At 73.7% G+C, this 23870-nt stretch carries 25 protein-coding genes; 12 read left to right on the plus strand and 13 right to left on the minus strand.

The window, feature by feature from the left end; genetic code table 11:
• Positions 1–61: 61 nt before the first annotated feature.
• Both ACFRCG_RS27165 and ACFRCG_RS27170 read right to left on the minus strand, forming a co-directional pair.
• Positions 62–331, minus strand: coding sequence for a hypothetical protein (locus tag ACFRCG_RS27165; protein ID WP_380036129.1), 270 nt, complete (start codon positions 329–331; stop codon positions 62–64).
• Positions 332–458: 127 nt separating this feature from the next.
• Positions 459–719 (minus strand): DUF3099 domain-containing protein, encoded by a 261-nt coding sequence (locus tag ACFRCG_RS27170; protein WP_380036131.1) that lies wholly within the window; start codon positions 717–719, stop codon positions 459–461.
• Between the two features lie 186 nt (positions 720–905).
• Between ACFRCG_RS27170 and ACFRCG_RS27175 the strand changes: the two genes are divergently transcribed.
• Positions 906–1280, plus strand: a complete 375-nt coding sequence (locus ACFRCG_RS27175; protein WP_380004097.1) for a hypothetical protein — start codon at positions 906–908, stop codon at positions 1278–1280.
• A gap of 45 nt (positions 1281–1325) precedes the next feature.
• Here the strand turns inward: ACFRCG_RS27175 and ACFRCG_RS27180 are convergent, their stop codons facing one another.
• From ACFRCG_RS27180 to ACFRCG_RS27190, 3 genes are all read right to left on the minus strand, one after another.
• Positions 1326–1946 carry a cyclodeaminase/cyclohydrolase family protein gene (locus ACFRCG_RS27180; protein WP_380036133.1) on the minus strand — a complete coding sequence of 207 codons (621 nt, stop codon included), beginning with the start codon at positions 1944–1946 and terminating at the stop codon, positions 1326–1328.
• A gap of 97 nt (positions 1947–2043) precedes the next feature.
• Complete coding sequence (locus ACFRCG_RS27185) at positions 2044–2871, minus strand: PP2C family protein-serine/threonine phosphatase (RefSeq protein ID WP_380036135.1); 828 nt, start codon at positions 2869–2871, stop codon at positions 2044–2046.
• Positions 2872–2921: 50 nt separating this feature from the next.
• Entirely contained in the window at positions 2922–3674 is a 753-nt protein-coding gene (locus ACFRCG_RS27190; protein ID WP_380036137.1) for a metallophosphoesterase, read from the minus strand.
• A gap of 103 nt (positions 3675–3777) precedes the next feature.
• On the opposite strand from ACFRCG_RS27190, the gene ACFRCG_RS27195 reads away from it, so the two are divergent.
• Positions 3778–5286, plus strand: a complete 1509-nt coding sequence (locus ACFRCG_RS27195; RefSeq protein ID WP_380036139.1) for a PLP-dependent aminotransferase family protein — start codon at positions 3778–3780, stop codon at positions 5284–5286.
• 374 nt (positions 5287–5660) lie between these two features.
• Positions 5661–6458 carry a hypothetical protein gene (locus ACFRCG_RS27200; protein WP_380036141.1) on the plus strand — a complete coding sequence of 266 codons (798 nt, stop codon included), beginning with the start codon at positions 5661–5663 and terminating at the stop codon, positions 6456–6458.
• A 25-nt stretch (positions 6459–6483) separates the two neighbouring features.
• Here the strand turns inward: ACFRCG_RS27200 and ACFRCG_RS27205 are convergent, their stop codons facing one another.
• The 4 genes from ACFRCG_RS27205 to ACFRCG_RS27220 form a co-directional block, all read right to left on the minus strand.
• The gene (locus ACFRCG_RS27205; protein ID WP_380036143.1) at positions 6484–7353 is read right to left on the minus strand and encodes a pentapeptide repeat-containing protein; all 870 of its coding nucleotides are present in this window, start codon (positions 7351–7353) and stop codon (positions 6484–6486) included.
• 167 nt (positions 7354–7520) lie between these two features.
• A complete protein-coding gene (locus ACFRCG_RS27210) occupies positions 7521–8048 on the minus strand; it encodes a copper chaperone PCu(A)C (RefSeq protein WP_380036145.1) in 528 nt (175 codons plus the stop codon).
• Entirely contained in the window at positions 8045–10327 is a 2283-nt protein-coding gene (locus tag ACFRCG_RS27215) for a heavy metal translocating P-type ATPase (protein ID WP_380036147.1), read from the minus strand. Before ACFRCG_RS27215 ends, ACFRCG_RS27210 begins: the two co-directional genes overlap by 4 nt.
• Entirely contained in the window at positions 10324–10707 is a 384-nt protein-coding gene (locus ACFRCG_RS27220) for a hypothetical protein (RefSeq protein ID WP_380036149.1), read from the minus strand. Before ACFRCG_RS27220 ends, ACFRCG_RS27215 begins: the two co-directional genes overlap by 4 nt.
• 211 nt (positions 10708–10918) lie before the next feature.
• Here ACFRCG_RS27220 and ACFRCG_RS27225 point away from each other — a divergent pair, with 211 nt between their 5' ends.
• The 3 genes from ACFRCG_RS27225 to ACFRCG_RS27235 all read left to right on the plus strand — a co-directional run bounded on the left by ACFRCG_RS27225 (position 10919) and on the right by ACFRCG_RS27235 (position 14199).
• A complete protein-coding gene (locus tag ACFRCG_RS27225; protein WP_380036151.1) occupies positions 10919–11746 on the plus strand; it encodes a hypothetical protein in 828 nt (275 codons plus the stop codon).
• A gap of 502 nt (positions 11747–12248) precedes the next feature.
• The gene (locus ACFRCG_RS27230; RefSeq protein ID WP_380036179.1) at positions 12249–12968 is read left to right on the plus strand and encodes a sigma-70 family RNA polymerase sigma factor; all 720 of its coding nucleotides are present in this window, start codon (positions 12249–12251) and stop codon (positions 12966–12968) included.
• A gap of 127 nt (positions 12969–13095) precedes the next feature.
• Positions 13096–14199 (plus strand): serine hydrolase domain-containing protein, encoded by a 1104-nt coding sequence (locus ACFRCG_RS27235; RefSeq protein WP_380036153.1) that lies wholly within the window; start codon positions 13096–13098, stop codon positions 14197–14199.
• Positions 14200–14295: 96 nt separating this feature from the next.
• Here ACFRCG_RS27235 and ACFRCG_RS27240 read toward each other — a convergent pair whose 3' ends face one another.
• Both ACFRCG_RS27240 and ACFRCG_RS27245 read right to left on the minus strand, forming a co-directional pair.
• On the minus strand, positions 14296–14598 hold the full coding sequence (locus tag ACFRCG_RS27240) for a hypothetical protein (RefSeq protein WP_380036155.1): 303 nt from the start codon (positions 14596–14598) through the stop codon (positions 14296–14298).
• A gap of 139 nt (positions 14599–14737) precedes the next feature.
• A complete protein-coding gene (locus ACFRCG_RS27245) occupies positions 14738–15133 on the minus strand; it encodes a RidA family protein (RefSeq protein WP_380036181.1) in 396 nt (131 codons plus the stop codon).
• 134 nt (positions 15134–15267) lie between these two features.
• On the opposite strand from ACFRCG_RS27245, the gene ACFRCG_RS27250 reads away from it, so the two are divergent.
• The gene (locus tag ACFRCG_RS27250) at positions 15268–16239 is read left to right on the plus strand and encodes a helix-turn-helix transcriptional regulator (RefSeq protein ID WP_380036157.1); all 972 of its coding nucleotides are present in this window, start codon (positions 15268–15270) and stop codon (positions 16237–16239) included.
• A 212-nt stretch (positions 16240–16451) separates the two neighbouring features.
• Positions 16452–18149, plus strand: coding sequence for a bifunctional 3'-5' exonuclease/DNA polymerase (locus ACFRCG_RS27255; protein ID WP_380036183.1), 1698 nt, complete (start codon positions 16452–16454; stop codon positions 18147–18149).
• Between the two features lie 31 nt (positions 18150–18180).
• Here ACFRCG_RS27255 and ACFRCG_RS27260 read toward each other — a convergent pair whose 3' ends face one another.
• On the minus strand, positions 18181–19161 hold the full coding sequence (locus tag ACFRCG_RS27260) for a GlxA family transcriptional regulator (protein ID WP_380036159.1): 981 nt from the start codon (positions 19159–19161) through the stop codon (positions 18181–18183).
• 124 nt (positions 19162–19285) lie between these two features.
• A complete protein-coding gene (locus tag ACFRCG_RS27265; protein ID WP_380036161.1) occupies positions 19286–20143 on the minus strand; it encodes a S1 family peptidase in 858 nt (285 codons plus the stop codon).
• Positions 20144–20301: 158 nt separating this feature from the next.
• Here ACFRCG_RS27265 and ACFRCG_RS27270 point away from each other — a divergent pair, with 158 nt between their 5' ends.
• The 4 genes from ACFRCG_RS27270 to ACFRCG_RS27285 all read left to right on the plus strand — a co-directional run bounded on the left by ACFRCG_RS27270 (position 20302) and on the right by ACFRCG_RS27285 (position 23754).
• A complete protein-coding gene (locus tag ACFRCG_RS27270) occupies positions 20302–21321 on the plus strand; it encodes a GlxA family transcriptional regulator (RefSeq protein WP_380036163.1) in 1020 nt (339 codons plus the stop codon).
• Positions 21322–21451: 130 nt separating this feature from the next.
• A complete protein-coding gene (locus ACFRCG_RS27275; protein WP_380036165.1) occupies positions 21452–22342 on the plus strand; it encodes a TIGR03620 family F420-dependent LLM class oxidoreductase in 891 nt (296 codons plus the stop codon).
• A gap of 173 nt (positions 22343–22515) precedes the next feature.
• Positions 22516–23025, plus strand: coding sequence for a DinB family protein (locus tag ACFRCG_RS27280; protein ID WP_380036167.1), 510 nt, complete (start codon positions 22516–22518; stop codon positions 23023–23025).
• Between the two features lie 57 nt (positions 23026–23082).
• Complete coding sequence (locus ACFRCG_RS27285) at positions 23083–23754, plus strand: class I SAM-dependent DNA methyltransferase (RefSeq protein ID WP_380036169.1); 672 nt, start codon at positions 23083–23085, stop codon at positions 23752–23754.
• Positions 23755–23870 lie beyond the last annotated feature (116 nt).

Consider the following 23870-nt stretch of genomic DNA (forward strand, 5'->3'; position numbering starts at 1 on the left):
ACCGACCCTACTGCGCGGTTGCCGCTGTCCCGCCGAACCACGCCCATCCGGCGCGCCCGGTTCAGCGCACGTCGCCGAGCGGGCCGAGCATCGGGTCCAGGACCGGGCGGGATCGGTCGAACGCCTGCCACGCCTGGTCCGGGTACACGGCGACGAGGCCCGCCGCGACCACGACGAGGAGCAGCAGGAGCAGCCCCCGCCGGGCGGCCCGGCCGACTCGGCGCACCTCGCCCGCATCGATGCGCTCGCCTGGGATCGTACGCTCGAGCGGGTCCTCCAGCGGCGTCGTCGCGCCCCGTGGTGCCGCCTGTATGCCCGCGTTGCCGGCCATGTCCGCCCTTCCCCCCACACCCCGCGCGTTCGCGGGTCGTCGGGAGGGACGGACCGGGAGGGGGTGATGGTTCGTCGCCTTCCGGGTTGTCACCGCGTCGGAACCGATCCGTGACCGACGGGGCGCGTCACTCGTCCCACCAGCGGTCGCCCCGCTCACGGCGGTTGGCCACGATCGCGGCGAACGGGGGGATCGCCATCGCGACGATCGTCATGCCGGCGGCGGCCGGGAAGGACCAGCGGTAGACCACCGTGCCGGCGAGCAGGAACAGCACCAGGCACACGCCCATCATCACGAAGTAGCGCTTGCGGCGGCGGCGCTGGGACGGGACCGGCCCGTTCGGGGTGGCACCCCCGGGGCCCGGGCCGTCCGGGTCGTTGGTGCTCATGCCTTCACGGTACGACTTGTCGCGGCAAGACGACGGGGACGCCGCACGGCCGCCGGGGTGGGCCGATGCCCGGGAGTTACCCAGGAATGACAATATTGGTATAGACCTCTGGGGTGGAGAAGGTGTTCACTTGCGCTCAGGTGGGACCGCGGGTCCGTGCCGATCGCCGGAAAGGAATCAGTCGCCATGACGACCGTCTCCCCTCCGCACGTCGGCGCGCCGGTCGCCTACCTGCGGTGCTACCCGCGTGACCCGTGGGAGATGGCCGCCCACCGCAACGCGCTGACGGCGTACGCGCAGGGCATCGGGCTGAGTCGGCCGGTGGTGTGTCTGGACAACGGCGTCTCCTCGCGCGAGGAACGACCCGCCCTCGAACAACTGCTGGCCCACGTACTGGCCGGCGCGGTCCGGATCGTCCTGATCCCCGGCCTGTGGGTCTTCTCGCTCGACCCCGAGCGCGCCCGCGCCATCGCGGACCGGTTCATCACCGCCGGCGCCCAGATCATCGACCTCCCGGGCCGCTGGCACGAGCACGAGGGACGCCGCGTCGCGAGGTGGTGAGGTGCGCGGGGCGGCGCCGGAACCGGCCCCGCCCCGATCGCCGCCTCAGCCCGTCACCACCGCCCGCACCGCCTTGGTGACCTCGTCGGCGCGGGCGGTGATGTCGTCCACGCGGGCGGTCTGCGCGGCGAGTTCGACGCGGACCTGCTCGTCCCTGATGCTGTTGAGGTTGACCTCGATATTGATCCTCGACGTGGTCGCCGCCGCCCGCGCCGCCTCGACCGCCGCGGCCACGTCGGTGACCACCGTTCGATTGGCGATCGGCAGCAGTTTCTCGGCCAGTTCGACACACGCCGAGGCCAGGACGATCACCTCGGCCGGCGGCTTGGCCGCGCCGACCAGCGCGATGGCCACGGTCGCCGACCGGTCGGAGACCTCCTTGGCGGTCTCCCGGGGCAGCTTGTACGCCTCCGTCACCGCGGTGAACGCGGCCGCGTCCGCCTCGGCCAACCGCAGTGCCATGGCCCGCAGTTCGTCGGTCAGCGAGATCACCTCGGCGATCGACGTGGCATGCTCGGTGTACTGCTCGCCCGTGGTGTAGCGGGCCACCATCCCGAGCAGCGCGGTGGCCTGCGCGACGTGCAGCGCGGCCGCCGCGCCGCCGCCGGGCGCCGGCACCCGGTCGGCGAGCCGGGCCAGGTATTCGCCGATCTTCTCGTCCCGCATGGGAGTTCGTCCTTCGCTCGGGGGGCGACTACCGCGTGTCCGGGAATCCTCGCACGAATGTGTGCCGTGTTCGGTGCCGGCGGCAACCCTCGCGCGGTCAGTGCCTCGGCCCCGCCGCCGACTCCTCCACGCGGAGCACGATCGCGGTCGCGTTGTCGTGGCCGCCCGCGTCCAGGGTCGCGGTGAGCAGGCGGTCGACGATCCCCGCGGGCGCCCCCGGTGCGGCGAGCAGTCGGCCGAGCGTGCGGTAGTCCACCTGTTCGGCGACGCCGTCGGTGCACAGCAGGTACACGTCGCCCGGCCGCAACGTCACGTTGAGCACGTCCGGTTCGGGCCGGCCCGGGTGCCCGAGATAGCGGCCGAGCCGATACCGCGCGGCGGCGGCCTGCGGCGAGTCGGCCGGATACCAGCCGTAGACGGCGCCCAACCACGCCTCGGTGTGATCCACCGTCAGCAACTCGAGGTATCCGGCCCGCAGGCGATACACGCGCGAGTCGCCGATCTGGACCAGCCACGCGGCGCCCTCGGGGTCGCTCGCCGCGCCCGCGTCGGCCACCAGCGCGGTGAGCGTGCAGCCGGTGACCCCGTCCAGGTCGCGGGCCGCGGCCAGCACCCGGTCCTGGACGCCGGCCACGCTCGCCCGCAGCGCCGCCGGGTTCGCCGCGCCGCCCCCGTGCACGGCGCGCCGGACCGCCTCGGTGAACCCGGTCATCGTGATCCGTCCGGCCGCCGTGCTCCCGGGGCCGTCGCCCATGCCGTCGACCACGGCGGCCAGACGCAGGTCCGGGTCCAGGCCGAACACGTCGAAGTTGGCGCGGTATCGGGTACCGACCACGCTGCCCGTCGCCGCGAGCACCCGCGTCGGGCCCGCCGTGAAACCGACCCCGCCCGCGGCCCCCGCATCCTGCCGGCGTCGTTCGAACATGAGCGGCCCCCTTCGCTCCGATTGGCGTACCGTGGCACGCTATCGGGCGTTCAGACCACAGTGCGGAAATGTGTGGTGAGCCGGCCGGCGTCGTCCAGGATGTGGAACGCGAGCGCGGGCGGGATGTCCACGTCGACGAACGGCGCGTCCTCGTCGGCGCGCTCCCACGGCAGGTTGACGGTGGAGACCACGCCCGGGGCGACGATCAACGGCTTGCCGGCGAACGTGGTGGCCGCGGGCGTGTGCGCGTGCCCGCACAGCAGTCCGGCCACGTTGGGCCGGTCGGCGACCACCGCGGCGAGGCGGTCCGCGCCGAACTGGCGGATCGCGTCGATGGTCGGGATGCCCAACTCCACCGGCGGGTGGTGAAAGGCCACGAACACCGGTACCGAGGAGGGGGTTTCGTCCAGCACCCCGGTCAACCAGGTCAGCGTCTCGTCGGCGATCAGACCGTCGTCGCGGCCCGGGATGGACGAGTCGCACAGCGCGTACACCGCGCGCTCGGTGCGATGCACCCGGTTGATCGGCGCGTCGTCGGCGGGCTCGTCGAGCAGCCCCTTCCGGAAGGGTCCGCGTACGTCGTGGTTGCCCGGCAGGATCAGCAGCGGGTGCCGGGACGCCAACACCGCGCGGGCCTCGTCGTATTCGGCGGGCAGGCCCTGGTCCACGATGTCGCCGGTGACCAGGACCGCGTCCAGGTCGAAGGGGAGCGCGTTCAGGTGCTCCATCGTCGCGCGGGTGCGCTTGGCGGCCCGCCGGCTGCCGTCGAGGTGGGTGTCACTGAGATGCGCGAACACGATCATCGGGCGGGTCCTTGAGGGCGAGGGGAAACGTTGTTCCGGTGTAACCGGTCGTGATGACGTAGACGCTACGCGGGCCACCGGACCAGGGTTAAGATCCAGTGAAATGCCGAAGGATTGGTCCAGTTTCGTGGACGCGGTGGACGCGGTGGACGCGGTGGACGCCGTGGGTGAGGCGGCCGGCGCGGGCGCGGCGGCCGGCGGGCCCGGCGCGGGTGGTGTGGCCGCCGCGATCGACCTGCATGTCGACGTGGACACCGCCGAGGGCCGCCGGGTGGGTCTGGAGCGGGCCCTGCGGGCGGCGATCCGCGGCGGGCGGCTGGCGCCCGGTGCCGCGCTGCCGTCCACGCGCGGGCTCGCCGCCGACCTCGGCTTCGCGCGCGGAACGGTCACCGCGGCCTACGACCAGCTGGTCGCCGAAGGGTTTCTGATCGCCCGTCAGGGAGCCGCCACCCGGGTCGCCGACCTGCCCGGGCCGGCCGGACCGGAGAGCTCACACGGCGCGCCGGAGGCCGGCGCGCCCCGGTTCGACCTGCGCCCCGGCTTGCCGGACGTTTCGGCCTTCCCGACCGCCGCGTGGCTGCGCGCCACCCGCCGGGTGCTCACCGCCGCCGCGCCGCTCGCGGTGCACGGCGTCGGCGATCCGCAGGGCCGGCTCGAACTGCGCACCGCGCTGGCCGAACACCTCGGCCGTACCCGAGGCGTGCTCACCACGCCCGATCGCATCGTGATCACCACGGGCTTCTACCAGTCGATCGGGCTGCTCGCGAGCGTCCTGGCCGAGGCCGGGGTGCGTGCGGTGGGGATGGAGGACCCCGGGCACAACGTGTATCGGGACGTGATCCGCCGCGCCGGGCCGGCGGTGGTGCCGCTGCCCGTGGACGCCGAGGGCGCGCGCTTCGAGCGGCTGGCCGATCCGGCGCTGGGCGCGGTGGTGTTGACGCCGGCGCACCAGTATCCGACGGGTGTGCCGTTGCGACCCGGACGCCGACACCGGGTGTGCGCGTGGGCGCGGGCGAGCGGCGCGTTGATCGTCGAGGACGACTACGACGGCGAGTTCCGCTACGACCGGCAGCCCGTCGGGGCGTTGCAGGGCATGGCGCCGGAGCATGTGGCCTATTGCGGGTCGGTGTCCAAGACGCTGGGGCCGGGGCTGCGACTGGCCTGGCTGGCCCTGCCCGGACACCTGGTCGAACCGGTGGTGCGGGCCAAACACCGGGCCGACTGGCACACCCAGGGGCTGGGCCAGTCGGTGCTGGCGGATCTGCTGAACCGGCACGACTACGAGCGGCACGTGCGCGCGGCCCGGCTGAGCTATCGCCGTCGACGGGAACTGCTCGTGCGCCGCTTCGGCACCGAACGGGGGGCTTGCGGGCGGGAGTTCCGCGGCGTGCCGGCCGGGCTGCATGTGCTGATGACGCTGCCGCCGGGCGGCCCGGACGAGGACCTGGTGCTCGCGCGCGCCGCGGCGTGCGGGATGGCGCTGCGCGGCGTACGGGAGTTGTGGCACGGACCGGCCCCGGAGGAGGGCGTCCTCGTCGGGTTCGCGGCCTCGCCCGGACACGCCTGGCCGGGCGCGTTGGACGCGCTGGCGGAGGTGCTGCGGGCGCCGTGACCCGGGGGTGCGCCCGACGTGCGCTCGACGCGCACCATGCGTGCGCCCGGCGGGAAACGGTGACGCGGAAGATCCATCGGGTAACCGAGGGTGTCGAATCCATGGAGCAAACCGGGGCCGGCTGATACCTTGAAGTACGCGGACCAGGTGCGGTTTTGTTGATAAAGCACCTTTCTCGTCCCCGAGATTCCACCGGCTCGTGCTTCGATTCGTGTCCTCCGCTCGTGTCCTCGGCTCGTATGCCCCATCCGCGTTCGATCCGTGACTCGGCGTTGTGTGTTCGGCCCCTTTCTGTTCGGCCCTCCGGCTCGATGTGCGGCTCGACGTGGCGGTTCGGCGTGGCGGTTCGACTTGCGACAGCGGGAGGCGGCTCGATGAACATTTCCGACGAGGAACGACGTGCCTTCACCGAGCACGATCTGCGCGTGTTGTCGATCGCGGACCCGGACCCGAACGCCGACCCGGCCGCCGAACGCCTGGCCTGGGCGCACCTGGGCGAGGAGTTGGGCCGGGTCCTGTGCGACCGGTACGAGCACGGGCCGAGCGCGCACGCGGAGTCGTTCGTACCGCCGCACCACTGCCCGGTGCGAAACGCGGTCGTGCTGCGGGCGCGGACCCGGGACATCCGCGAGCGGGTCCTCGGGCATCGGGCGGCCGTGGGCCGGGCGTTGCGGGTGCTGGAGTCCTCGTGCCGGGGCGACGGGTGGCACCGCCGGACGGAGGCGTTGATCGCCCTGTCGCTGGCCGCCGGTCAGGCCCGCTGTCTGGGCAACCGCCTCACCCCGCTGCCGACCCTCGTCGCCTCGCGGCCGGGCGCACTCGCCGACGCCCTGGGCACCGCACTGGCCGACAGCGCCCGAGCCCTGGACGCCGTCCAGCAACGCCTGCGCGAATCGGCCGAGCCGGGCCGAACGATCCCGGCCGCGGCGGCCCTTGCGGCGGCGCGCTCGGCGGCCCGCCTCGCCACGTGCCTGGAGGAGGAGGTCCGCGCCGAGCCCATCGACGCCTCCGGCACCGACCTGTCCCACGTCGACCACCTGGACCTCCCCCTGCTGGCAGGCGCCGTCTGGTCCCGCACCACCGTCTGGCCGGACACCCTGGCCACCCTGATCCGCTCCCACTCCAACCGGGTGGCGCCGGGCGTCTACCAGATCCGCAGGACCTACCCCTGAGCGCGCGCCGGCCGGTGCGGGTGGTTCACCGGGTCGGCGTCCAGTGGGCGGGGCGGGTATGGGCGGCGGGCAGCTTGGTGTGGGGGTTGCCCTTGGCGGCGTCGAGTTGGGACTGGGTCAGGTAGAGGGCGTCGCGCAGGTCGGCGTCGCGCAGGTCCGCGTCGCGGAAGTCGGCGCCGATCACGTCGGCCAGGCGCAGGTCGGCTCCGCGCAGGTCGGCGCCGATCAGGTATGTCCCGCGCAGGTTCGCGCCGCGCAGGTCGGCGCCTCCCAGGCGGGCCCCGATCAGGTCCGCGCCCCGGCGGTCCTTCCTGCGGCCCGGGACGGCCGCGCGGGTCAGTTCGCTCGCGCGCAGGAGCAGCGGGTTGTACCGCTGCCGCAGCGCCATGATGTCGACCCGCAGCAGGTCGGCGGGGCTGCCCAGGGTCAGCTGCTCGGTCTCCTCGTAGGCGGCGCCGAGGTCGGCGTGTACCGGGTGTGCGGCCGGCAGGGACAGCGCCTCGTTCAGGTAGCGGAGCAGTTCGTGCAGGTCACGCATGACCGGGAAGACCCGGAACATCTGCTGCGCGGTGTGCGGCGCCCGGCGCCAGTCCCGGCCGGCGTAGGTGACCTGGGCGACCTTTTGGCCCGCGCCGAAGCAGTCGTAGACGGTGCAGCCCGTGAAGCCGATCGTGCGCAGGCGGGTGTGTACGCCGCAGCCGAAATCGTCGGTGCGCAGGTTGGGGCACGGGCGGCCGGCGGGCTTGTCGATGGCGAAGTCGGCCGAGGCGGCGAAGGCGGGCGCGACGCAGCACAGCGCGAAGCAGTTCGCGCAGTCGGCGCGCAGGGCCCGGGCACGCGCGTCGACGAGGAGCGGGTCGGGGCCGGGCGCTGCGGGTTCGCGCTGCTCGGGCACGGTGGGGGGACTCCTGACGGGGTGGGGGAGCCGGGGCGAGGGGGCGCGGTCGGCTCGGGGCGATCCGCCCATTGTCCCCGATCGGCCCCGGTGACCGTGTCGGGGCGACGCTCACCGGATGGCGCGGCGGGGGTGACTCGGTGGAGCGCCGGCCCTCTCGGATCGGGTCAGGAGGCGCGGGCGGGGGTCCAGGTGCCCGGGCGGATTACCACGGCCGTGGTGTGCATCGGGGGGCTGTGGCGGAAGTGGAGGGTGAAGGGGATGGTTTGGCCGGGGGTGAGCTTCGGGGGTGTGCCGAGCATGATGTTCGCGCCGCTCGCGGTCATGCCGAGCAGGCCGTTGGCCGGGATCGGCAGGGCCTTGGTCATCCACATGCGGCCGGCGTAGCCCGTGTAGGTGTGGAAGCTGAAGCCGACGTCGGTGGTGATGGGGGTGCTGACAAAGACGAGTTCGTCGTTGGCGTCGCCGGTGTTGCGGATGGTGAAGTAGGCGGAGGTGGCGTCGGCGTTGGTGGCCAGGTGTACCCGACCGTCGCTGATGGAGAGCTTGGGCGCGGTACCGGCGCGGCCGGTCGCGGTCCAGACGGTGAGCAGGGCCAGCGCGAGGGCGGCGGCCAGGACGGGGCCGGCGACGGACTTCAACGCGGCCAGGGGCCCGGGTACGGACGGGGGCTTCGGTGCGGTGGGGGGCTTCATGTCCGGTCCCGCTTCGCGTCGTCGGGGCGGCCGGCCCGGAATCGGGTCAGCCGGAGGCTGTTGGTGACCACCGCGAGCGAGCTGACCGACATCGCGGCGGCGGCGAGCATGGGATTGAGCAGCCCGGTCACCGCGATCGGGATCAGCACCACGTTGTAGCCGAACGCCCAGCCGAGGTTGGCCCGGATCGTCCCGGTCGTACGCCGGGAGAGCCGGATCGCGTCGGCCAGCGCGCCCAGGTCGTCGCGCACCAGCGTCACGTCGGCGACGCCGATCGCCGCCGCCGTGCCGCCGCCCATGCCGATGCCCAGGTCCGCCTCGCCGAGCGCGATCGTGTCGTTGATGCCGTCGCCGACCACCGCGACGGCCCGTCCGGCCTGGTCCCGCCGCAGGCCGCGGACGAGTTCGGCCTTGTCGTGCGGGTCCAACTCGCTCAGCACCTCGTCGATCCCGACCGCGTCGGCCACCGCCCGGGCCGGCCCCGGACGATCGCCCGTGGCCAGGATCACCGTGACGCCGAGCCGATCGAGCGCCCGGATCGCGGCGGCGGCCTCCGGGCGTACCGAGTCGCCCAGCACCAGCACCCCCGCCGGCACGCCGTTGACCGTCGCGACGACCGCGGTGTCCCCGGCGGCGTCCGCCTCGGACAGCGCCGCGCGCAGGCCGGCCGGCAGCGCCGTGACGTCCTCGACGCCCGGGCGCAGGACGGCCACCCGCGAGCCGTCCACCAGGCCGCGGACGCCGATTCCGGGCTCCGAGGCGAAATCGGCGACCGGCGGCGGGGTGCCCGCGCGCTCGGTCGCGGCGCGGGTGAGGGCCCGGCCGATCGGGTGCGCGGACGCGGACTCGACCGCGCCCACCCGGGCCAGCAGTTCGCCCGGGTCGACGTCGGGCGCGGCCACGCAGCGCAGCAGGCTCATGCCGCCGGTGGTCAGCGTGCCGGTCTTGTCGACCACGACGGTGCCCACGCGGCGCAGGCGTTCCAGAGCGGCGGGTTCGCGGATCAGTACGCCGAGCCGCGCGCCGCGCCCGGTGGCGGCCAGGATCGCGGTGGGTGTGGCCAGGCCGAGGGCGCACGGGCAGGCCACCACCAGGACGGCCATGGTCGCGCCGGCCGCGGCCTGCGGGTCGCCGCCGGCGCCGAGCCAGAAGCCGAGCACGGTCACGGCGGTGGCCAGTACGGACGGGACGAACACGCCCGCGATGCGGTCGGCGAGCCGCTGTGCGCCGGTTTTGCCGGCCTGGGCCTCCTCCACCGCGGCGGTGATCCGGGCGAGGCGGGTGTCCGCACCGACGGCGGTCGCCCTCGCGGTGATCCGACCGCCCTCGTTGACGCTGCCGCCGGGCACCTGGTCGTCGGGGCCGACCTCCATCGGGCGGCTTTCCCCGGTCAGGTGGGACACGTCGAGCGCGGAGCGGCCGTCGACCACGACGCCGTCGGCGGGCACCCGGTCGCCGGGCCGGACCACGAACACCTGACCTACCGTCAGGGACGCGGTCGGCACGGTCACCTCGACCGTCTTCCCGCCGGGCCCCGGGTGCAGGACGGCGACCCGGTCCGGGACGAGCGCGGCCAACTCGCGCAGCGCGGAGCCGGTCCGGGTCCGGGCCCGGTCCTCCAACCGGCGGCCGAGCAGGACGAACAGCGGCACGGCGACGGCGACTTCGAGGTACATGTGCGCCTCGTCGCCGGCGGCGGGCGGCAGCAGGGTGAAGGGCATCCGCATCCCGGGCTCGCCGGCGCCGCCGCCGAACAGGGCCCACAGGGACCAGCCGAACGCGGCGAGTACGCCGAGGCTGACCAGCGTGTCCATGGTCGCGCCCGCGTAGCGCACTCCGTGCAGGGCCCGACGATGGAACGGCCAGGCACCCCACGTGGCCACCGGCGCGGCCAGCGTCAGGCACAACCACTGCCAGTTGGTGAACTGCCACGCGGGCACCATCGACAGGACCAGTACGGGCAGCGCCAGCGCGGCCACGATCAGGAGGTTGCGCCGACCGGGGTCGATCGCCTCGCCGGCCGGGCCGGTCGCGGCGGCGCCGGCGGGGTTCGGGCCGGCCACGGTCGCCTCGTAGCCGGCGGCGGTGATGGCCGCGAGGAGGTCGATCACCGGCAGGGACGCGGGGTGTACGACGCGGGCCCGGCCGGTGGCGAGGTTGACCGTGGCGGTGACGCCGTCGAGGCGGGCCAGCCGACGCTCGACCCGATTCACACAGGCGCCGCAGGTCATGCCGGAGACGGTCACGTCGGTGGTGATCGGTCGGGTGGAGGTGGTCACAGGGCGGCGCCCGAGGTGCGCGGGGGGCCGTCGGGCTCGCCCAGGCCCATCCGGCCGTGGCCGCCACCCTCCTCGCCCATCTTGACCGGTGCCCCGGGCGGACCCGGCTCGCGCAGGTCGGGCGCCACCGGGCCGGCCTGGCGGCCGATCGTGAACGCGACGACGAACAACATCACGAGCAGGCCGAGGAAGGCGAGCACCGTTGCGGGCGCGGAATCGGCCCGGCGCGACGTCGCCGTCGGGCGCGGACGCACATCAGGGGTGATTCCGGCATCTTCGGCGCCTTTGGCGATCGCGCCGGTCCGCAGCCGGAACGGCGGGCGCGGGCGCAGGTGCCAGGGGCGATCCCGGGGGTCGGGTCCACCGGCGAACACGGGCATGAATCGGGCTCCAGGGATCGGTCGGTGGGCGAGGGCATTCCGGTAGTCGGCCGGCGATCATGCCTGGTTCCCGGACGACCCGATTCACGGCGACTCCCGGCGGACGCCCGGGATCGGGGGTCGAGTTCGGTCCGGGTTTCGGCGGGGTTCGGGAGAAGTTCGGGAAGTGGGCGGCCACCCCCGGGTCCGATCGGCGCCCGCGAATGGGAACATGAGGCTCACCATGCCTGCCCGGTCCGTGCTTCGAGCCGTTCGCGCCGCGATGTTCGCGGTGGTCTGTGTGTTGCTCGCGCTGTTCGGGCACACACTGATGTCCGACGCCCCGGTGCACTGGGTCGCCCCGGTCGGCGCCGGCGTCGGGATCGGCGTACTGGCCTGGGCCGTGGCCGATCGCGAACGTGGACTGGGCGCGATCACGGCCGCCGTACTGGCTGCCCAGGCCGGCCTGCATACGTTGTTCACGCTGGCCCGGCAACCGGTCGCCGAGCCGACCGGCGCGGCCCGCTTTCGATCCCAGTGGCTCCAAGTGCTGCTGTGCAACGACGACCGCCCCGGTGACGTGGCGACCCACTCGGTGGCCGAACTGCTGACCCGGATGCGGCTGGACCCGGACCTGGCCCGACAATCCCCGGCGGCGGCCGGCTTCGGCGGGCCTTCGACCGGCTCCGGTGGGCACCACATGGCCGGCGCCGGTTCGGGATCCGGTTCCGGTTCCGCGATGGGCGGGATGAACCACGACGGTGCGCTGATGTCCGTTCTGGGACACGGCGGTACCGGGATGTTCGCCGCACACGTGCTCGCCGCGCTCGGCTGCGGCCTGTGGTTGCGGCACGGCGAGAAGGCGGTCTTCCGACTGCTGCGCCTGCTCGCCACGATGGCGGGCACCGTGGTGCTCGCGCTGGTCGGCGCCTGGACGTCGCCGCTCGCCACCGGCCGCCCCGCGATGCCGCGGGCGAGCCGGCGTCGGGTACGGGCCGTCCCCAAGTGGGTCACCCGGCCACTACCGGGTCGAGGGCCGCCGGCGGCGCTGTACGCCTGACGTCCACCGACGTCCACCGATGTGGGCTCCGGCCCACGCACGCCCGCGCGGGAGGGCCGGGTCCGTCGTGCCTTCGGCGCGGTGACCTCGCCCGATCCGGGCACGCCCCGCGCGTCGGCGCCTTCGGCCGTCGGCGCATCGCGGTCGGTGGATTCAGGCGTACCGATCACCCGAGTGACACCGGTGTCGTGACCGGGAAACGTTCCCCGGTTCTCGCGGCCACGGTGCGGTGCTTCACGCCATCGCCGAAGTGTCCGCGTCCGGCCGGCGTGTCCTCGGGTGTTCCACCGCACCGTCGTCGAGTCCGAGTCGCAGGCACCGCCGCACTCGGCTCCCGGTGCGCGCCCCTGCACCCGCTCGGCATCGATCCGCCCGGCGCCGATCGATCGCCGCCCGCATGACGAGGACGTGGACCATGTCTGCTCTCCACCCTGTCACCCGACCGGAACTCCGGCCCGAGCACCGGCCCGACCACCAATCACCGGGCCTCGCGAGCACCGTGATGCTCCGCCCCCCGGCGCGCCGTACCGCACACCCCACGCCCGACCCGTCCCGCGCGGGCGAGGCCTCGCGCGGCGACCACACCGCCTCGGTGACCCCGCTCGACTCCCGCCGCTCGGGGGATGGCACGCCCGACCTCGACCTGACCGCGCGGGCCCTCGCCGGCGCGGCCGGTGACCCGGAAGCCGTGGACGACTTCGTCCGGGGCACGCATCGCGACGTATGGCGCTTCGTCGCCTACCTGACCGATGTGCAGAGCGCGGACGACCTCACCCAGGAGACGTACCTGCGCGCCTGGACGGCGCTGCCGCGTTTCACGGGGGCGTCCTCGGTCCGGACCTGGTTGTTGTCCATCGCCCGACGCACCGTCGTCGACCGGTATCGTGCGGCGGCCGCGCGACCTCGTACCGCCGCCGTCGACGACTGGGTGGAAGTCGCCGAGCACCGCCAGGACATCACCCGTCCCGGCTTCGACGAGGGCCTGGCCCTCGACGACCTGTTCGGCGCGCTGCATCCGGCCCGACGCGAGGCGTTCGTACTGACCCAGGTGCTCGACTTCGGCTACGCCGAGGCGGCCGTCATCGCCGGCTGCCCGATCGGCACCGTGCGCTCACGCGTCGCCAGGGCCCGAAGCGACCTGATCGCACTCCTGCGCGAGGCGGACGAAGCCGGCTACGAGTCCCCGGAACCCCACCCCACCGCCCACCGCAAAGCCGGCTGACCCGACCCACCATCCCCCCGGCGCGAATCCGCGCCGGGGGGATGTCGAGATCGCGTCGTCGGTTCCGACCTCGGGGCGAACGGTGGGCCCAAACACCGTTGGCAAGGATCGAGAGGGCGGGAACAGCATGCAGAAGGTTGTGCAACAGGCCATCGACCGGTTGGTGGAGTCGGGCGCCGAACTGGGCATCCAGGTCGCGGTCTACCGGCACGGCGAGCTGGTGGTGGACGCGGTGGCGGGCGTCGCCGATCCGGGCGGCGATCGTCCGGTCACCTCGGACATGCCGTTCTACAGCGCCTCCACGGGCAAGGGGGTGACCGCGACGGTGGTGCACGTCCTCGCGGATCGTGGTGCCCTCGACTACGACACGCCGATCGTCGAGTTCTGGCCGGAGTTCGGTGCCCACGGCAAGGACAAGGCGACCATCCGCCATGCGCTGACGCACTCCGTCGGCGTGCCGGCGGTGCCTGCGGATCTCACCGTGCGGGACCTGGCCGACTGGGAGGGGATGTGTGCCCTGATCGCCGGCTCGAAGCCCTGGTGGGAGCCCGGGACCAAGACCGGCTACCACGCGATGACCTGGGGTTTCGTGATGGGCGAGATCGTGCGCCGGGCCGTCGGCGCGCCGATTTCGCAGGTATTGCGGCAGGAGGTGGCGGCTCCGCTGGGCATCGCCGACGAACTGTTCTTCGGCGTCCCGGAGTCCGAGCTGGGCCGGCTCGCCCGACTCGAGGACGCGCCGGGCTCCGCCGAGATGATGGCGGCGCTGCCCGCCGACATGCCGATGTTCAAGGCCACGCCGCTCGCGGTGACCCCCAGCGCCGAATACGGAAACAACCCCGTCGTGCTCACCTCGGACATTCCCTCGGGCGGCACGATGTCCGCCCGCGCGGTGGCCAGGATGTACGCCGCGCTGCTGGGCGAAGTGGACGGTGTGCGGCTGGTCTCGGCCGCGCGGCTGCGCGAGGTCGCGGCCCTGGCCACGGCCGACGTCGACCACATGGTCGGCTTCCCCGTGCCGCGCGCGCTGGGGTACAACCTCGGCCGGCCGGGCGCCGCCCCGGAGCAGACGCCCGGCGTTTTCGGCATGCCCGGCATGGGGGGCAGCGCGGCGTACGCCGACACCGAGACCGGCATCTCCTTCGCGCTGACCAAGAACCGGTTCTTCCCCGGCCCCTCCGCCGCGGTCGAGGAGATCGGCGAACTGGTCGCGAGGGCCGCCACCGAGTGAGGCCCTTCCGCAGCCGGCCGGGATCGGTCGCCGGTCCCGGCCTCGCGGCCCGAGCGGTTGCCACCCCCGGCCTCGCGGCCCGCGTGGTCGTCGTCGCTATGCCTTGCGGTCCGCGAGTGCGTACGACGCGGCGGCCACCGTCCCGGCCACCGCGAACACCGAGGGCCAGGCGCCGATCTTCTTCGCGAGCGGGTGCGAGGCGCCGAACGCGACCGTGTACAGCCCGGTCAGCGCGGCGGCGGTCGGCGTACCGGCCCGCTCCCGCCACTCCTTGGCCGCCACCGCACCCGCCGCGGCCAACACCGCGCCGCCGAGCGGTCGCCGCTTCGTATAGCGGGCAACCGCGTACCCGCCGATCAACCCGGCGGCGGCGACGGCGGCGGAAGGCACACGAGCCATGGAACGCACTCCTCACAACGACGACGAAACCGCGGTCGATCGTCGCCACCGAGGCACGGCGGCGACCGATCGACCGCTTCGCCCACGAACCTAGCCCCCCGCGACCTCGCCGCCGCCCCCGCCCGGCGCCGAGGTCGCGTCAGGCGACCGCGGTCCCCTCCAGTTCGACCATCAGGCTCGGGATCGCCAGCCGGGTCACCCCGAGCATCGTGGTGGTCGGCGCCACCCCGGCGGCGCCCAGTCGTGACGCCAGCACGCCGTAGTGCCGGAAGAGCAGGTCGACGTCGGTCGTGTAGACGTTGAGGCGGATCAGGTTCGCGAGGGACATGCCGGCCTCGCCGAGAACGGCCTCCAGGTTGTCGAGGGTCAGCGCCAACTGCGCCGCCATGTCGCCGTCGTGCTCGGGCCTGCCCTCGGCGCTCATCGCGGTCTGCCCGGAGCAGTACAGGGTCCGGGTGTGCCCGGAGACGACCTCTCCCTGGTTGAACCCCAGCTCCGTCGACCACGTCACCGGGTTGACCGCCGTTCGTTCCATCGCCACATCGGCTCCATTCGCAAGTGTCGGAAGTACGTACGTCCGGCGGCCCGACGGCCGTCCTCGACGTCGTGGGAAGAGCCTCGCAACGAATCACGACATCCTTGGTCAGGTATTCCGATAAAATTTTCGAGGTGCGCGCCGATCGGTTGGTTTCGCTGGTGTTGTTGCTGCGTCAGCGCGGTCGGCTGACCGCCGCCACGCTGGCCGACGAGCTGGAGGTGTCCACGCGCACCGTGCTGCGCGACATCGAGGCGCTGTCCGCGGCCGGTGTCCCGGTCTACGCCGAGCGCGGCCGGCACGGCGGGTTCGTGTTGTCGCCCGGTTTCCGGACCGAGCTGACCGGGCTGAACCACGACGAGGCCCTTGCGCTCCTGGCCGCCGGATCGGGGCGCGGCGAGCAGGTGTTCGGCCTCGGGTCGGCGCTCGCGTCCGCGATGCGCAAGGTGCTCGACGCGCTGCCCGAAAGCCATCGGGCCACCGCGAACGACGCGGCGCAGCGGTTTCTCGTCGAGCCGGAGACCGACCTGCTCTCGCGCCGTTCCCCGGCCGAGGAGGTGCCCCGTACGGCGATGGTCGAGGTGCGGCGCGCGGTGCTGGCCGGACACCGGCTCCGGATCCACTACGCGGCCGGCGACCGGGAGCCGCAGTGGCGCACGGTGGACCCGATCGGCCTGGTCACCGTGCGCGATCGGGGCTATCTGCTGGCCACCCGGTCCGGCGAGGACCGCACCTACCGGCTGTCCCGGGTGCTGGCCGCCGAGGAGCTTCCCGAACCGGCCCGGCGGCCGAACCGGGTCGACCTGGACCGGGTCTGGCGCGAACGCTGCGCGCAGTTCCTGGCCGACGAACAATTCGCCGTACTGGTACGGGTGAACCCGGCACGGCGGGAGGAGCTGTTGGCCACCGCGCTGGCCGTGCGCGCCGAAGAGCCCGAGGCGGACGGCCGACTGCGCCTCGAAGTGACCTTCCAGGACGCCCGCCACGCCGAATGGGCCCTGTGGCAACTCGACCCGGACGCCGAGGCGCTGGCGCCCCGGTCGTTGCGCACGTCCCTGCACGAGCGCGCCATGGCGGCCGCGGCCCGCTACACGATCTCGCCCTGACCGTTTCGCCTCGGCGCCGCCTCTGTCGGGGGTGGCGGGTAGTGTTCGTCGGTCGGCGGTGTTGTCGGCGTTGTCGGTTGTGAGTGGTTCGTGCGCATTCGGTGCGGCGGGAGGAGGTGGGCCGTGGATTCGACTCGGTGTCAGGTGTGCCGTGCCTCGGTCGACCGGGTCCGGCCGGGGACGTGCCGCGGGTGAGGGCGCCTCGCGTGGCCGTGGCGCCCGACGCCTATGGGCACGGGGGATGGCTGCGGCCGCTGGGGGATGACGGGGTGCCGCTCGGGGCGGCCGTCCACGTGGGCGATCTGGTGGCGGCGGTGGCCGACTTCGAGGCCGCGCCGGTACCGCCTCGGTGGGTGTGGGCGTCGGCGGAGAGTGCGTACGCGCCGTTGTCGCCCTCCCGGGTGAGCCGCTGCCACGACCTCGCGCTGGTCGAGTCGCTGCTGCTCGCGCACGAGGAGCGGGTCGGCGAACCCCGCTCGCTGGGCGCGGCCTGGGCCCGGCTGAAGGGCCTGCCGGTGCCCGAGGACCTGCCGATCGGTGCCGCCGACGCGCAGGACAGCCTGTTCGTCCCCGATCGGCTGCGGCTGCCCGCCGGCGTCGACGCGCTGGAGGCCGTGGTGGCGGTGCACGCCGACCAGGTCCGCCGCATCGAGGCGATCGAGGACGCCGCCCGCCGCTCCCGTTTCCGGCTCCTGGTCGCCGCCGAGTCGGCCGGCGGGCTGGCCGCGGCCGAGATGGCCGCCGACGGGCTGCCCTGGCGGGTCGACGTACACGACGCGCTGCTCACCGAACTGCTCGGCGCCCGGCCCCGGGTCGCGGGCGCGCCGCCGCGACACCTCGCCGACCTGGCCGAACAACTGCGCGCGGCGCTCGGCGGACGGGCGTTCAACCCCGATTCGCATCCGCAGGTGCTGAAGGCGTTCGCCGAGCAGGGCGTACGGCTGACCTCGACCCGCACCTGGTATCTGCGCGACGTGGCCCACCCGGCCGCCGCCCTGTTGATCAGGTACAAGGAACTCGCCCGCCTGCACGCCGCGCACGGGTGGGCGTGGCAGGACACCTGGGTACGCGGCGGCCGATTCCGCCCCGAGTACGTCGTCGGCGGCGTCGTCACCGGTCGCTGGGCCGGTCGCGGCGGCGGCGCTTTGCAGATCCCGCGCGTGCTGCGCGGCGCGGTCGTGGCCGACCCCGGGTGGCGGCTGGTGGTCGCCGACGCGGCGCAGTTGGAGCCGCGCGTGCTGGCCGCGATGTCGGGCGACGCCGGGCTGGCCCGCTCGGCCGCCGCCGGCGACCTGTACGAGGCGTTGGCCAAGGCCGCCTTCCAGGGCGATCGGGCCAAGGCCAAACTCGGGCTGCTCGGCGCGATGTACGGGCAGACCAGCGGCGACATCGGCCCGCTGTTGACCACCCTGCGGCGGCGGTATCCGGACGCGATGGGCTACGTCGAGGCCGCCGCGCGCACCGGCGAGGAGGGCGGCATCGTACGGTCGCGCCTTGGGCGAACCTGCCCGCCGCCCTCCTCCTCCTGGCTCGACCTCGCCGAGGGCGGCGCGAGCGGCGAACCCGGCGCCGACCGCACCGACGACGCGGGCGCCCGATCCACGCGTGCCCGGGGCCGCTTCACCCGCAACTTCGTCATCCAGGCCAGTGCCGCCGACTGGGCGCTGGCCCTGCTCGCCGCGCTGCGCCGCCGGCTCGCCCGCTACGACGCGTCCCCCTCGGGCCGCCCGCATCTGGTCTTCTTCCAACACGACGAGTTCATCGTGCACAGCCCCGCCGACCTGACCGAGGCGGTATCCGCCGCGATCACCGAGGCGGCGGAGGAGGCCCGGACCCTGGTCTTCGGCGACACGCCCGTCCTGCTGCCCCTGGTCCCGACGGCGACCCGGACCTACGCCGAGGCCAAGTAGAGCGCGCGACAGGCCACCACACGGGTCGGCATCAACGGGAGCCGGGTCGGGGGTGGGATCGGTGCTCGGCGGCCCGGTGGGCCCGGCGGTAGGCGCTCGGGGTGGTGTCGGTGAGGGCGCGGAAGTGTCGGCGCATGGCGGCCGGCGTGCCGAAGCCCGTGCGGTCCGCGATCAGTTCGACGGGGAAGTCGGTTTCCCGGAGCAGGCGTTGGGCCTCTTCCAGGCGGATGCGGAGCAGGTATTGGAGTGGGCTCAGGCCCGTGTGCGCGTGGAAGCGGCGGGTGAGGCTGCTGACGCTGGTCCGGGCGTGGGCGGCGAGGCCGGCGACGGTGAGCGGATCGTGCAGGTGCTTTCGCATCCAACGCAGCGTCGGGTCCAGGCCGACACTTTCGGCGACCTCCCGGGCGATCGTCTCCTGGACGTCGTCGGCGTACACGTGCAGCGGGGTGATGAGTTCCCGGCTCGTCGCCTCGGCCACCCCCCGGCCGTGGTCGTGCGCCAGGAGCCGCAGGCAGACGTCGATGCCGCCGAAGACGCCCGCGGCGGTGAGGAAGGGGCCGTCCTCGATCGCGACGCCGAGGGGGTCGACGTCGATGTCGGGGTGCAGTTCGGCCAGTTCGTCGGTGTGGCGTCGGTTGGTGGTGGCTCGGCGTGCGCTCAGGAGTCCGGTCGCGGCGAGGGTGAAGGTCCCGGTGTCGACGGCGGCGATCCGGCCGCCGCGAGAGGCCGCGGCGCGCAGTGCCGCGAGGACACCGGCCGGCGGCGCGTCCCGGAAGCCGTCGTGGCCCGGGACCAGTACGACGTCCGCGTCCGCGAGGGCATCGAGTCCGTACGGCGCGCCGATCCGCAACCCGGCCGGTCCGCCGGTCACCCGCGGACCGGGCCCCGAACAGATCCTGATCTCGTACGCGACGCCGCGATGTTCGCGCCCGGCGACCCCGAACACCAGCCCGGGGGTGGTGAGCTGGTGCCCGGGAACCCCGTCGAGGGCGAGCACGGCGACAACGGACATGACCGAATCCAACCACTCGCGGTCCACCGAAGCCGCACACCGCCTCGACACGCCAGGCATCCGTCGCGCGGCCCGCGCGACGCGGGGTGTCCCACGTCGGGCGGGCCGAGGGGCGGCGGGTCGGTTACTTGTTGTTGCGGATCGTCGTGTGGATCCAGCTCTTGTACGCGGTGTCGTTCGTGTACAGGCCCGGGCCCGTCGCGCAGCCCGGCTTGCCGTCGCCGTCGCCGGACGTGGTGCCGATCAGCTCCCACCGGCCGGCGCGGTTCTTTTGGATCTGCGGGCCGCCGGAGTCGCCGAAGCAGGCCATGGCGTTGAGCTTTCGGCTGACCGTGCACAGGCGTGTGCCGTCGGTGCGGCCGTTGCACTCGGCGCTGGTGCCCAGGCGGGTGTCCAGTTCCTGGAGCCGGTTCGGGAAGACGGCGTTGTCCAGGCTGTCCGGGTCGACGATCGTGCCGAAGCCGAGGAGTCGAGTCGGCGTGCCCACCGGCCCGGCCTGCTTGGCGAGCTTGATCGGCTTCTCCTTGACCGGCCGGTCCAGGCGGATCAACGCGAGGTCGTTCACGTTGTAGCCACCCTCTTCGGCGGGCTGCGAGTAGCCGGGGTGCATGACGATCTTGTCTATCTTGCGAACGGTGCCGCCCTGCGTGCGGTTCTCGCTGCCGATCCGCACCGTTCCGGCCAGTTCGATCGGCAGGTCACGGTCGACACAGTGCGCCGCGGTGAGCACCCACCGCTTGTCGATCAAGGTGGCCCCGCATCCGGCGTCCACGCCCCCCGCCTTCATCGGCACGTAGGCCATGAACTGGTACTTCTCGGTCGAGTCCTGACCGTTGACGATCGCCCCGGCGCTGCCGGCGAAGGCCGTGGTGCCGAGCACCAGTGCCGCTCCCGTGGCCGTGAGCGCCTTGGCGACCAGGCCGCGCCGGCGGCGCGGGGCGGCGCCGGCGTCGGCGGTGGAACGCGAGGTGGTTGCGCGCATGTGGTGACCTTTCGTGGAGGGAGTATCGGCCGCACAGGGGTGCGGCGGCCGTACCCGGGGCCGGACGTCTCCCGCGTCCGACCTCGTGCCGTTCATCCTCGGCGCGGCGACCGGCTCGAAACAGGCGTCTCGATGTCGTCCTCGGTTAGATTCCGGACATGCCAGTGATCGCCGTGCTCGCGCTCGACGGAATCCCCGGGCAACAGCTCACCGCCCCCGGACTGGTCTTCGGCACCGCCGCCCGGCATCACCCACCGGTGGCCTACGACCTACGGATCTGTACCGCCCCGGGCTTCACGGCGACCGGTGAACCCGGGTCGTTTCGGGTGGAGGCGCCCTGGGATCCGGCCGTTGTGGAAGAGGCCGACACGGTTTTGATCCCGGGGCACGCGGCCTTTCGCGACGAACCCGCGCCGGAGATCGTAGCCGCGCTTCGGGGCGTGGCCGCACGCGGCGGCCGGATCGGCGCCGTCGGCACCGGGACGTTCACCCTCGCGGCCACCGGCCTCCTGGACGGCCGGCGCGCCGCCACCGCGCGGCGGTACACCCGGGAACTGGCCCGGCGTCACCCCGGGATCGAGGTCGACCCCGAGGGCGAGGTGGTCGCCGACGGCGCTTTCCACTCCGCCGCCGGGGTGCTCGGCGGCCTCGATCTGTACCTCGACCTGATCACGCTCGACTACGGCCTGGGTGTGGCCATCGAGACCGAGCGGCAACTGTTCCTGCAACTGCACGCCCCCGCCGAGGACGTCGACGCCGACGGCCCGGACGATGCCGCGCACAGCGCGTACACCCCGCCCGGCAGCAGCCTCGAGACGACCACCGCCTGGCTGGCGGCCAACCTGCACCACCCGATCGCGCTCGCCGACATCGCCGGCCGTGCGGGGCTGGGCGTGCGCAGCCTCACCCGGCGATTTCGCGCCGAGACCGGGCTCTCCCCGCTCCAATACCTGCTCCGCATCCGGATCCAGCGCGCCCAGTGGCTGCTGGAGCGCACCGAGGACCCGGTCGAACGCATCGCGGCGCAGACCGGCCTGGGCACTCCCGCGAACCTGCGCGCCCACTTCCTGCGCGCGACCGGTACCACGCCGAGCGTCTACCGCGCGGCCTTCCGCTCCCTCGTCGCCGACTTCACCCCCTCGCGGCAGCCGCGACACCCGAACCGAAACCCCGAGTGAGCCGACGAATCGCGATCGCCGCCCCCACCCGGGAAGACACGGCCCCGCCGGCGCCTTTCCCCTGAGGGACCCGCCCCGACGACGCGGGGGCGCCCACGACGCACGGCGACGAGACGAGAGGACCGACCACATGCACGCGCAGCAGGTCACCGCACGACTGGGGCGCATCGGCGTCTGGGAGCGCTACGGCACCTACGCGGCCGACCCGGACCCGGGAGCCGCCGCGGCCGAACTGGCCGAACTCGGCTTCACCGCCGCCTGGTTCGGCGGCGCCCCCGCCGACGGCCTGTTCGGGCTCGCCGAGCAACTGCTCGCCGGCTCCGACCGGCTCGGCGTCGCGTCCGGGATCCTCAACGTCCGCGTCTTCCCCGCCGCCGGGACCGCCGCCCGCGTGGCCGCCCTGGAGCGGGCCCATCCCGGCCGCTTCGTCCTGGGACTGGGCGTGAGCCACGCCGAGTTCGCCGACCGGCTCGGCGTCGAGTACACCCCGCCACTGGCCACCATGAACACCTACCTGGACGCCCTGGACGCCGCCGGCGACTCGGGGGTGCCGCGCGTACTGGCAGCCCTGGGCCCGCGCATGGTGCGCCTGGCACGCGATCGTGCGCACGGCGCGCACCCCTATTTCACCACGCCCGCGCACACCCGCGAGGCCCGCGAGGCACTGGGCGAGGGGGTGTTCCTGGCCCCCCACCAGAAGGTGGTCCCGGCCCGCGACCCGGATGTCGCCCGTGCGGTGATCCGCAAGGAGGCGGCGCTGTACCTCGGGCTCGACAACTACGTCCGCAACCTGCGTCGGCTCGGCTTCACCGACGCCGACCTGGCCGACGGCGGCAGCGACCGGCTGATCGACACCCTGGTCGTGTGGGGCGACGAGGAGGCCATCGCGGCCCGGGTCCGCGAACACCTCGACGCGGGCGCGGACCACGTGAGCATCCAGGTCCTGCCGACCGAACCGGGTGACACCGGCCTGCCGCACGCGCAGTGGGCCCGTCTCGGCCCGGCCCTGCGCGACCTGTAGCGGGCCGCCCGCGCCGCGATCGCCCCCGTCGAGGCCGCGCGGCAGGTGTACGACCGGGAGCGGACGGGGCAGGAGTAGCAGACGAGCGGGACGACGCGGACGACACGGATGACGCAGAGCACACCGGCGAGACACAGTCGCCACATCGGTGGAACGAGTGGAGCGAGGGTTCGATGAACAGCGCGGAGCTACTGGTCGACGCATTCGGCCGAGTGCGGGAGGTCGTGCACGAGGCGGTCGCCGATCTGACGCCCGACCAACTGGCCGAGCGACTGGACGAGGACGCGAACTCGATCGCGTGGCTGATCTGGCATCTGACCCGGGTCCAGGACGACCACGTCGCCGACGTCGCGGGCCTGGAACAGGTGTGGACCGCGCAGGACTGGCACAAACGTTTCGAACTGCCCTTCCCGGTCCGGGCGATCGGCTACGGGCAGGACACCAAGGCGGTGGCCGCGGTGCGGGTGGACTCGGCGGACCTGCTCACCGGCTACTACGACGCGGTACACGAGCAGACCGTCGGGTACGTCGGCGACCTGACGCCCGCCGACCTGGATCGGGTCGTGGACGAGGCGTGGACGCCGGCGGTCACCCTGGGTGTACGGCTGGTCAGCGTGATCGGCGACGACCTCCAGCACGCGGGGCAGGCGGCGTTCGTCCGGGGCGTCCTGCTGCGGCGTTAGGACTGCCCTTCCCGCCCTCACCCCCCGCCTTCCCACGGAGGAAAGGACGCCGTTCCCATGGCCCCCGATCCCGTTTCGCCCTCCCCGTCGGCACACGGCGCACGTTCTCCCGCCGCCGCGTTGTTCGACGCCGTCGGGGCGGGCTACGAGAGCGCGTTCGCCGATCTGCCCGAACAACTGGCCGCGCTGGACTGGCTGATCGCCGAACTCCCGCCCGGCTCGAAGGTGCTGGACATCGGATCCGGTACGGGCCGGCCGACCGCCGAGCGGCTGACCGCGGCCGGTCACCGGGTGACCGGGATCGACGTCTCGGCGACCATGGTCGAACTGGCCCGGGCCCGGGTCCCGGGCGCAGTTTTCGAACAGGTCGACGCCCGCGACCTGGTCGACGACGACGCGGCCTGGGACGCGGTCTGCGCGTTCTTCCCGTTCCTGCAACTGCCGCGCGCCGACCTGGACCACCAACTCGAACGCCTGGGCGCCCGGCTCGTGCCCGGCGGGCTGCTCGCGTTCGCGACGGTGCCGGCCGAGGCGGACGGCGTGGAGATCGACTGGCTGGGTCACCGGGCCCGGGTGACCAGCCACGCGCGTGAGGAACTGCTCGTGCGCCTGCGTGCCGCCGGCCTGGAGATCCTGCACCAGCGGGTCAGCGTGTTCCATCCCCACCACCCCGCCGCCGGGCCGGAGGAACAACTCTTCGTACACGCGCGCAAGTCCGCCGTGGGCTGAGCGGCCGCGACCGGGGCGCCGGCCGGCCGCCGGGGGGCGGGCCGGTACGGGTTCCCCGCCGCCGCCGTGCGGCCACAAGACGGGCCGCGCGGCGGGGGCGGCCGCCGCGCCGCCGT

Source organism: Embleya sp. NPDC056575 (assembly GCF_042793325.1).
Classification (GTDB): domain Bacteria; phylum Actinomycetota; class Actinomycetes; order Streptomycetales; family Streptomycetaceae; genus Embleya.

Bases quoted from the DNA above. Each gene is read 5' to 3' on its own strand.
- ACFRCG_RS27235 (WP_380036153.1), top strand. From the start codon at position 13,096: ATGCAGAAGGTTGTGCAACAGGCCATCGACCGGTTGGTGGAGTCGGGC.
- ACFRCG_RS27270 (WP_380036163.1), top strand. From the start codon at position 20,302: ATGCCAGTGATCGCCGTGCTCGCGCTCGACGGAATCCCCGGGCAACAG.
- ACFRCG_RS27170 (WP_380036131.1), bottom strand. From the start codon at position 719: ATGAGCACCAACGACCCGGACGGCCCGGGCCCCGGGGGTGCCACCCCG.
- ACFRCG_RS27200 (WP_380036141.1), top strand. From the start codon at position 5,661: ATGAACATTTCCGACGAGGAACGACGTGCCTTCACCGAGCACGATCTG.
- ACFRCG_RS27210 (WP_380036145.1), bottom strand. From the start codon at position 8,048: ATGAAGCCCCCCACCGCACCGAAGCCCCCGTCCGTACCCGGGCCCCTG.
- ACFRCG_RS27260 (WP_380036159.1), bottom strand. From the start codon at position 19,161: ATGTCCGTTGTCGCCGTGCTCGCCCTCGACGGGGTTCCCGGGCACCAG.
- ACFRCG_RS27230 (WP_380036179.1), top strand. From the start codon at position 12,249: ATGCTCCGCCCCCCGGCGCGCCGTACCGCACACCCCACGCCCGACCCG.
- ACFRCG_RS27185 (WP_380036135.1), bottom strand. From the start codon at position 2,871: ATGTTCGAACGACGCCGGCAGGATGCGGGGGCCGCGGGCGGGGTCGGT.
- ACFRCG_RS27225 (WP_380036151.1), top strand. From the start codon at position 10,919: ATGAGGCTCACCATGCCTGCCCGGTCCGTGCTTCGAGCCGTTCGCGCC.
- ACFRCG_RS27175 (WP_380004097.1), top strand. From the start codon at position 906: ATGACGACCGTCTCCCCTCCGCACGTCGGCGCGCCGGTCGCCTACCTG.
- ACFRCG_RS27220 (WP_380036149.1), bottom strand. From the start codon at position 10,707: ATGCCCGTGTTCGCCGGTGGACCCGACCCCCGGGATCGCCCCTGGCAC.
- ACFRCG_RS27190 (WP_380036137.1), bottom strand. From the start codon at position 3,674: ATGATCGTGTTCGCGCATCTCAGTGACACCCACCTCGACGGCAGCCGG.
- ACFRCG_RS27275 (WP_380036165.1), top strand. From the start codon at position 21,452: ATGCACGCGCAGCAGGTCACCGCACGACTGGGGCGCATCGGCGTCTGG.
- ACFRCG_RS27245 (WP_380036181.1), bottom strand. From the start codon at position 15,133: ATGGAACGAACGGCGGTCAACCCGGTGACGTGGTCGACGGAGCTGGGG.
- ACFRCG_RS27165 (WP_380036129.1), bottom strand. From the start codon at position 331: ATGGCCGGCAACGCGGGCATACAGGCGGCACCACGGGGCGCGACGACG.
- ACFRCG_RS27240 (WP_380036155.1), bottom strand. From the start codon at position 14,598: ATGGCTCGTGTGCCTTCCGCCGCCGTCGCCGCCGCCGGGTTGATCGGC.
- ACFRCG_RS27285 (WP_380036169.1), top strand. From the start codon at position 23,083: ATGGCCCCCGATCCCGTTTCGCCCTCCCCGTCGGCACACGGCGCACGT.
- ACFRCG_RS27280 (WP_380036167.1), top strand. From the start codon at position 22,516: ATGAACAGCGCGGAGCTACTGGTCGACGCATTCGGCCGAGTGCGGGAG.
- ACFRCG_RS27195 (WP_380036139.1), top strand. From the start codon at position 3,778: ATGCCGAAGGATTGGTCCAGTTTCGTGGACGCGGTGGACGCGGTGGAC.
- ACFRCG_RS27180 (WP_380036133.1), bottom strand. From the start codon at position 1,946: ATGCGGGACGAGAAGATCGGCGAATACCTGGCCCGGCTCGCCGACCGG.
- ACFRCG_RS27265 (WP_380036161.1), bottom strand. From the start codon at position 20,143: ATGCGCGCAACCACCTCGCGTTCCACCGCCGACGCCGGCGCCGCCCCG.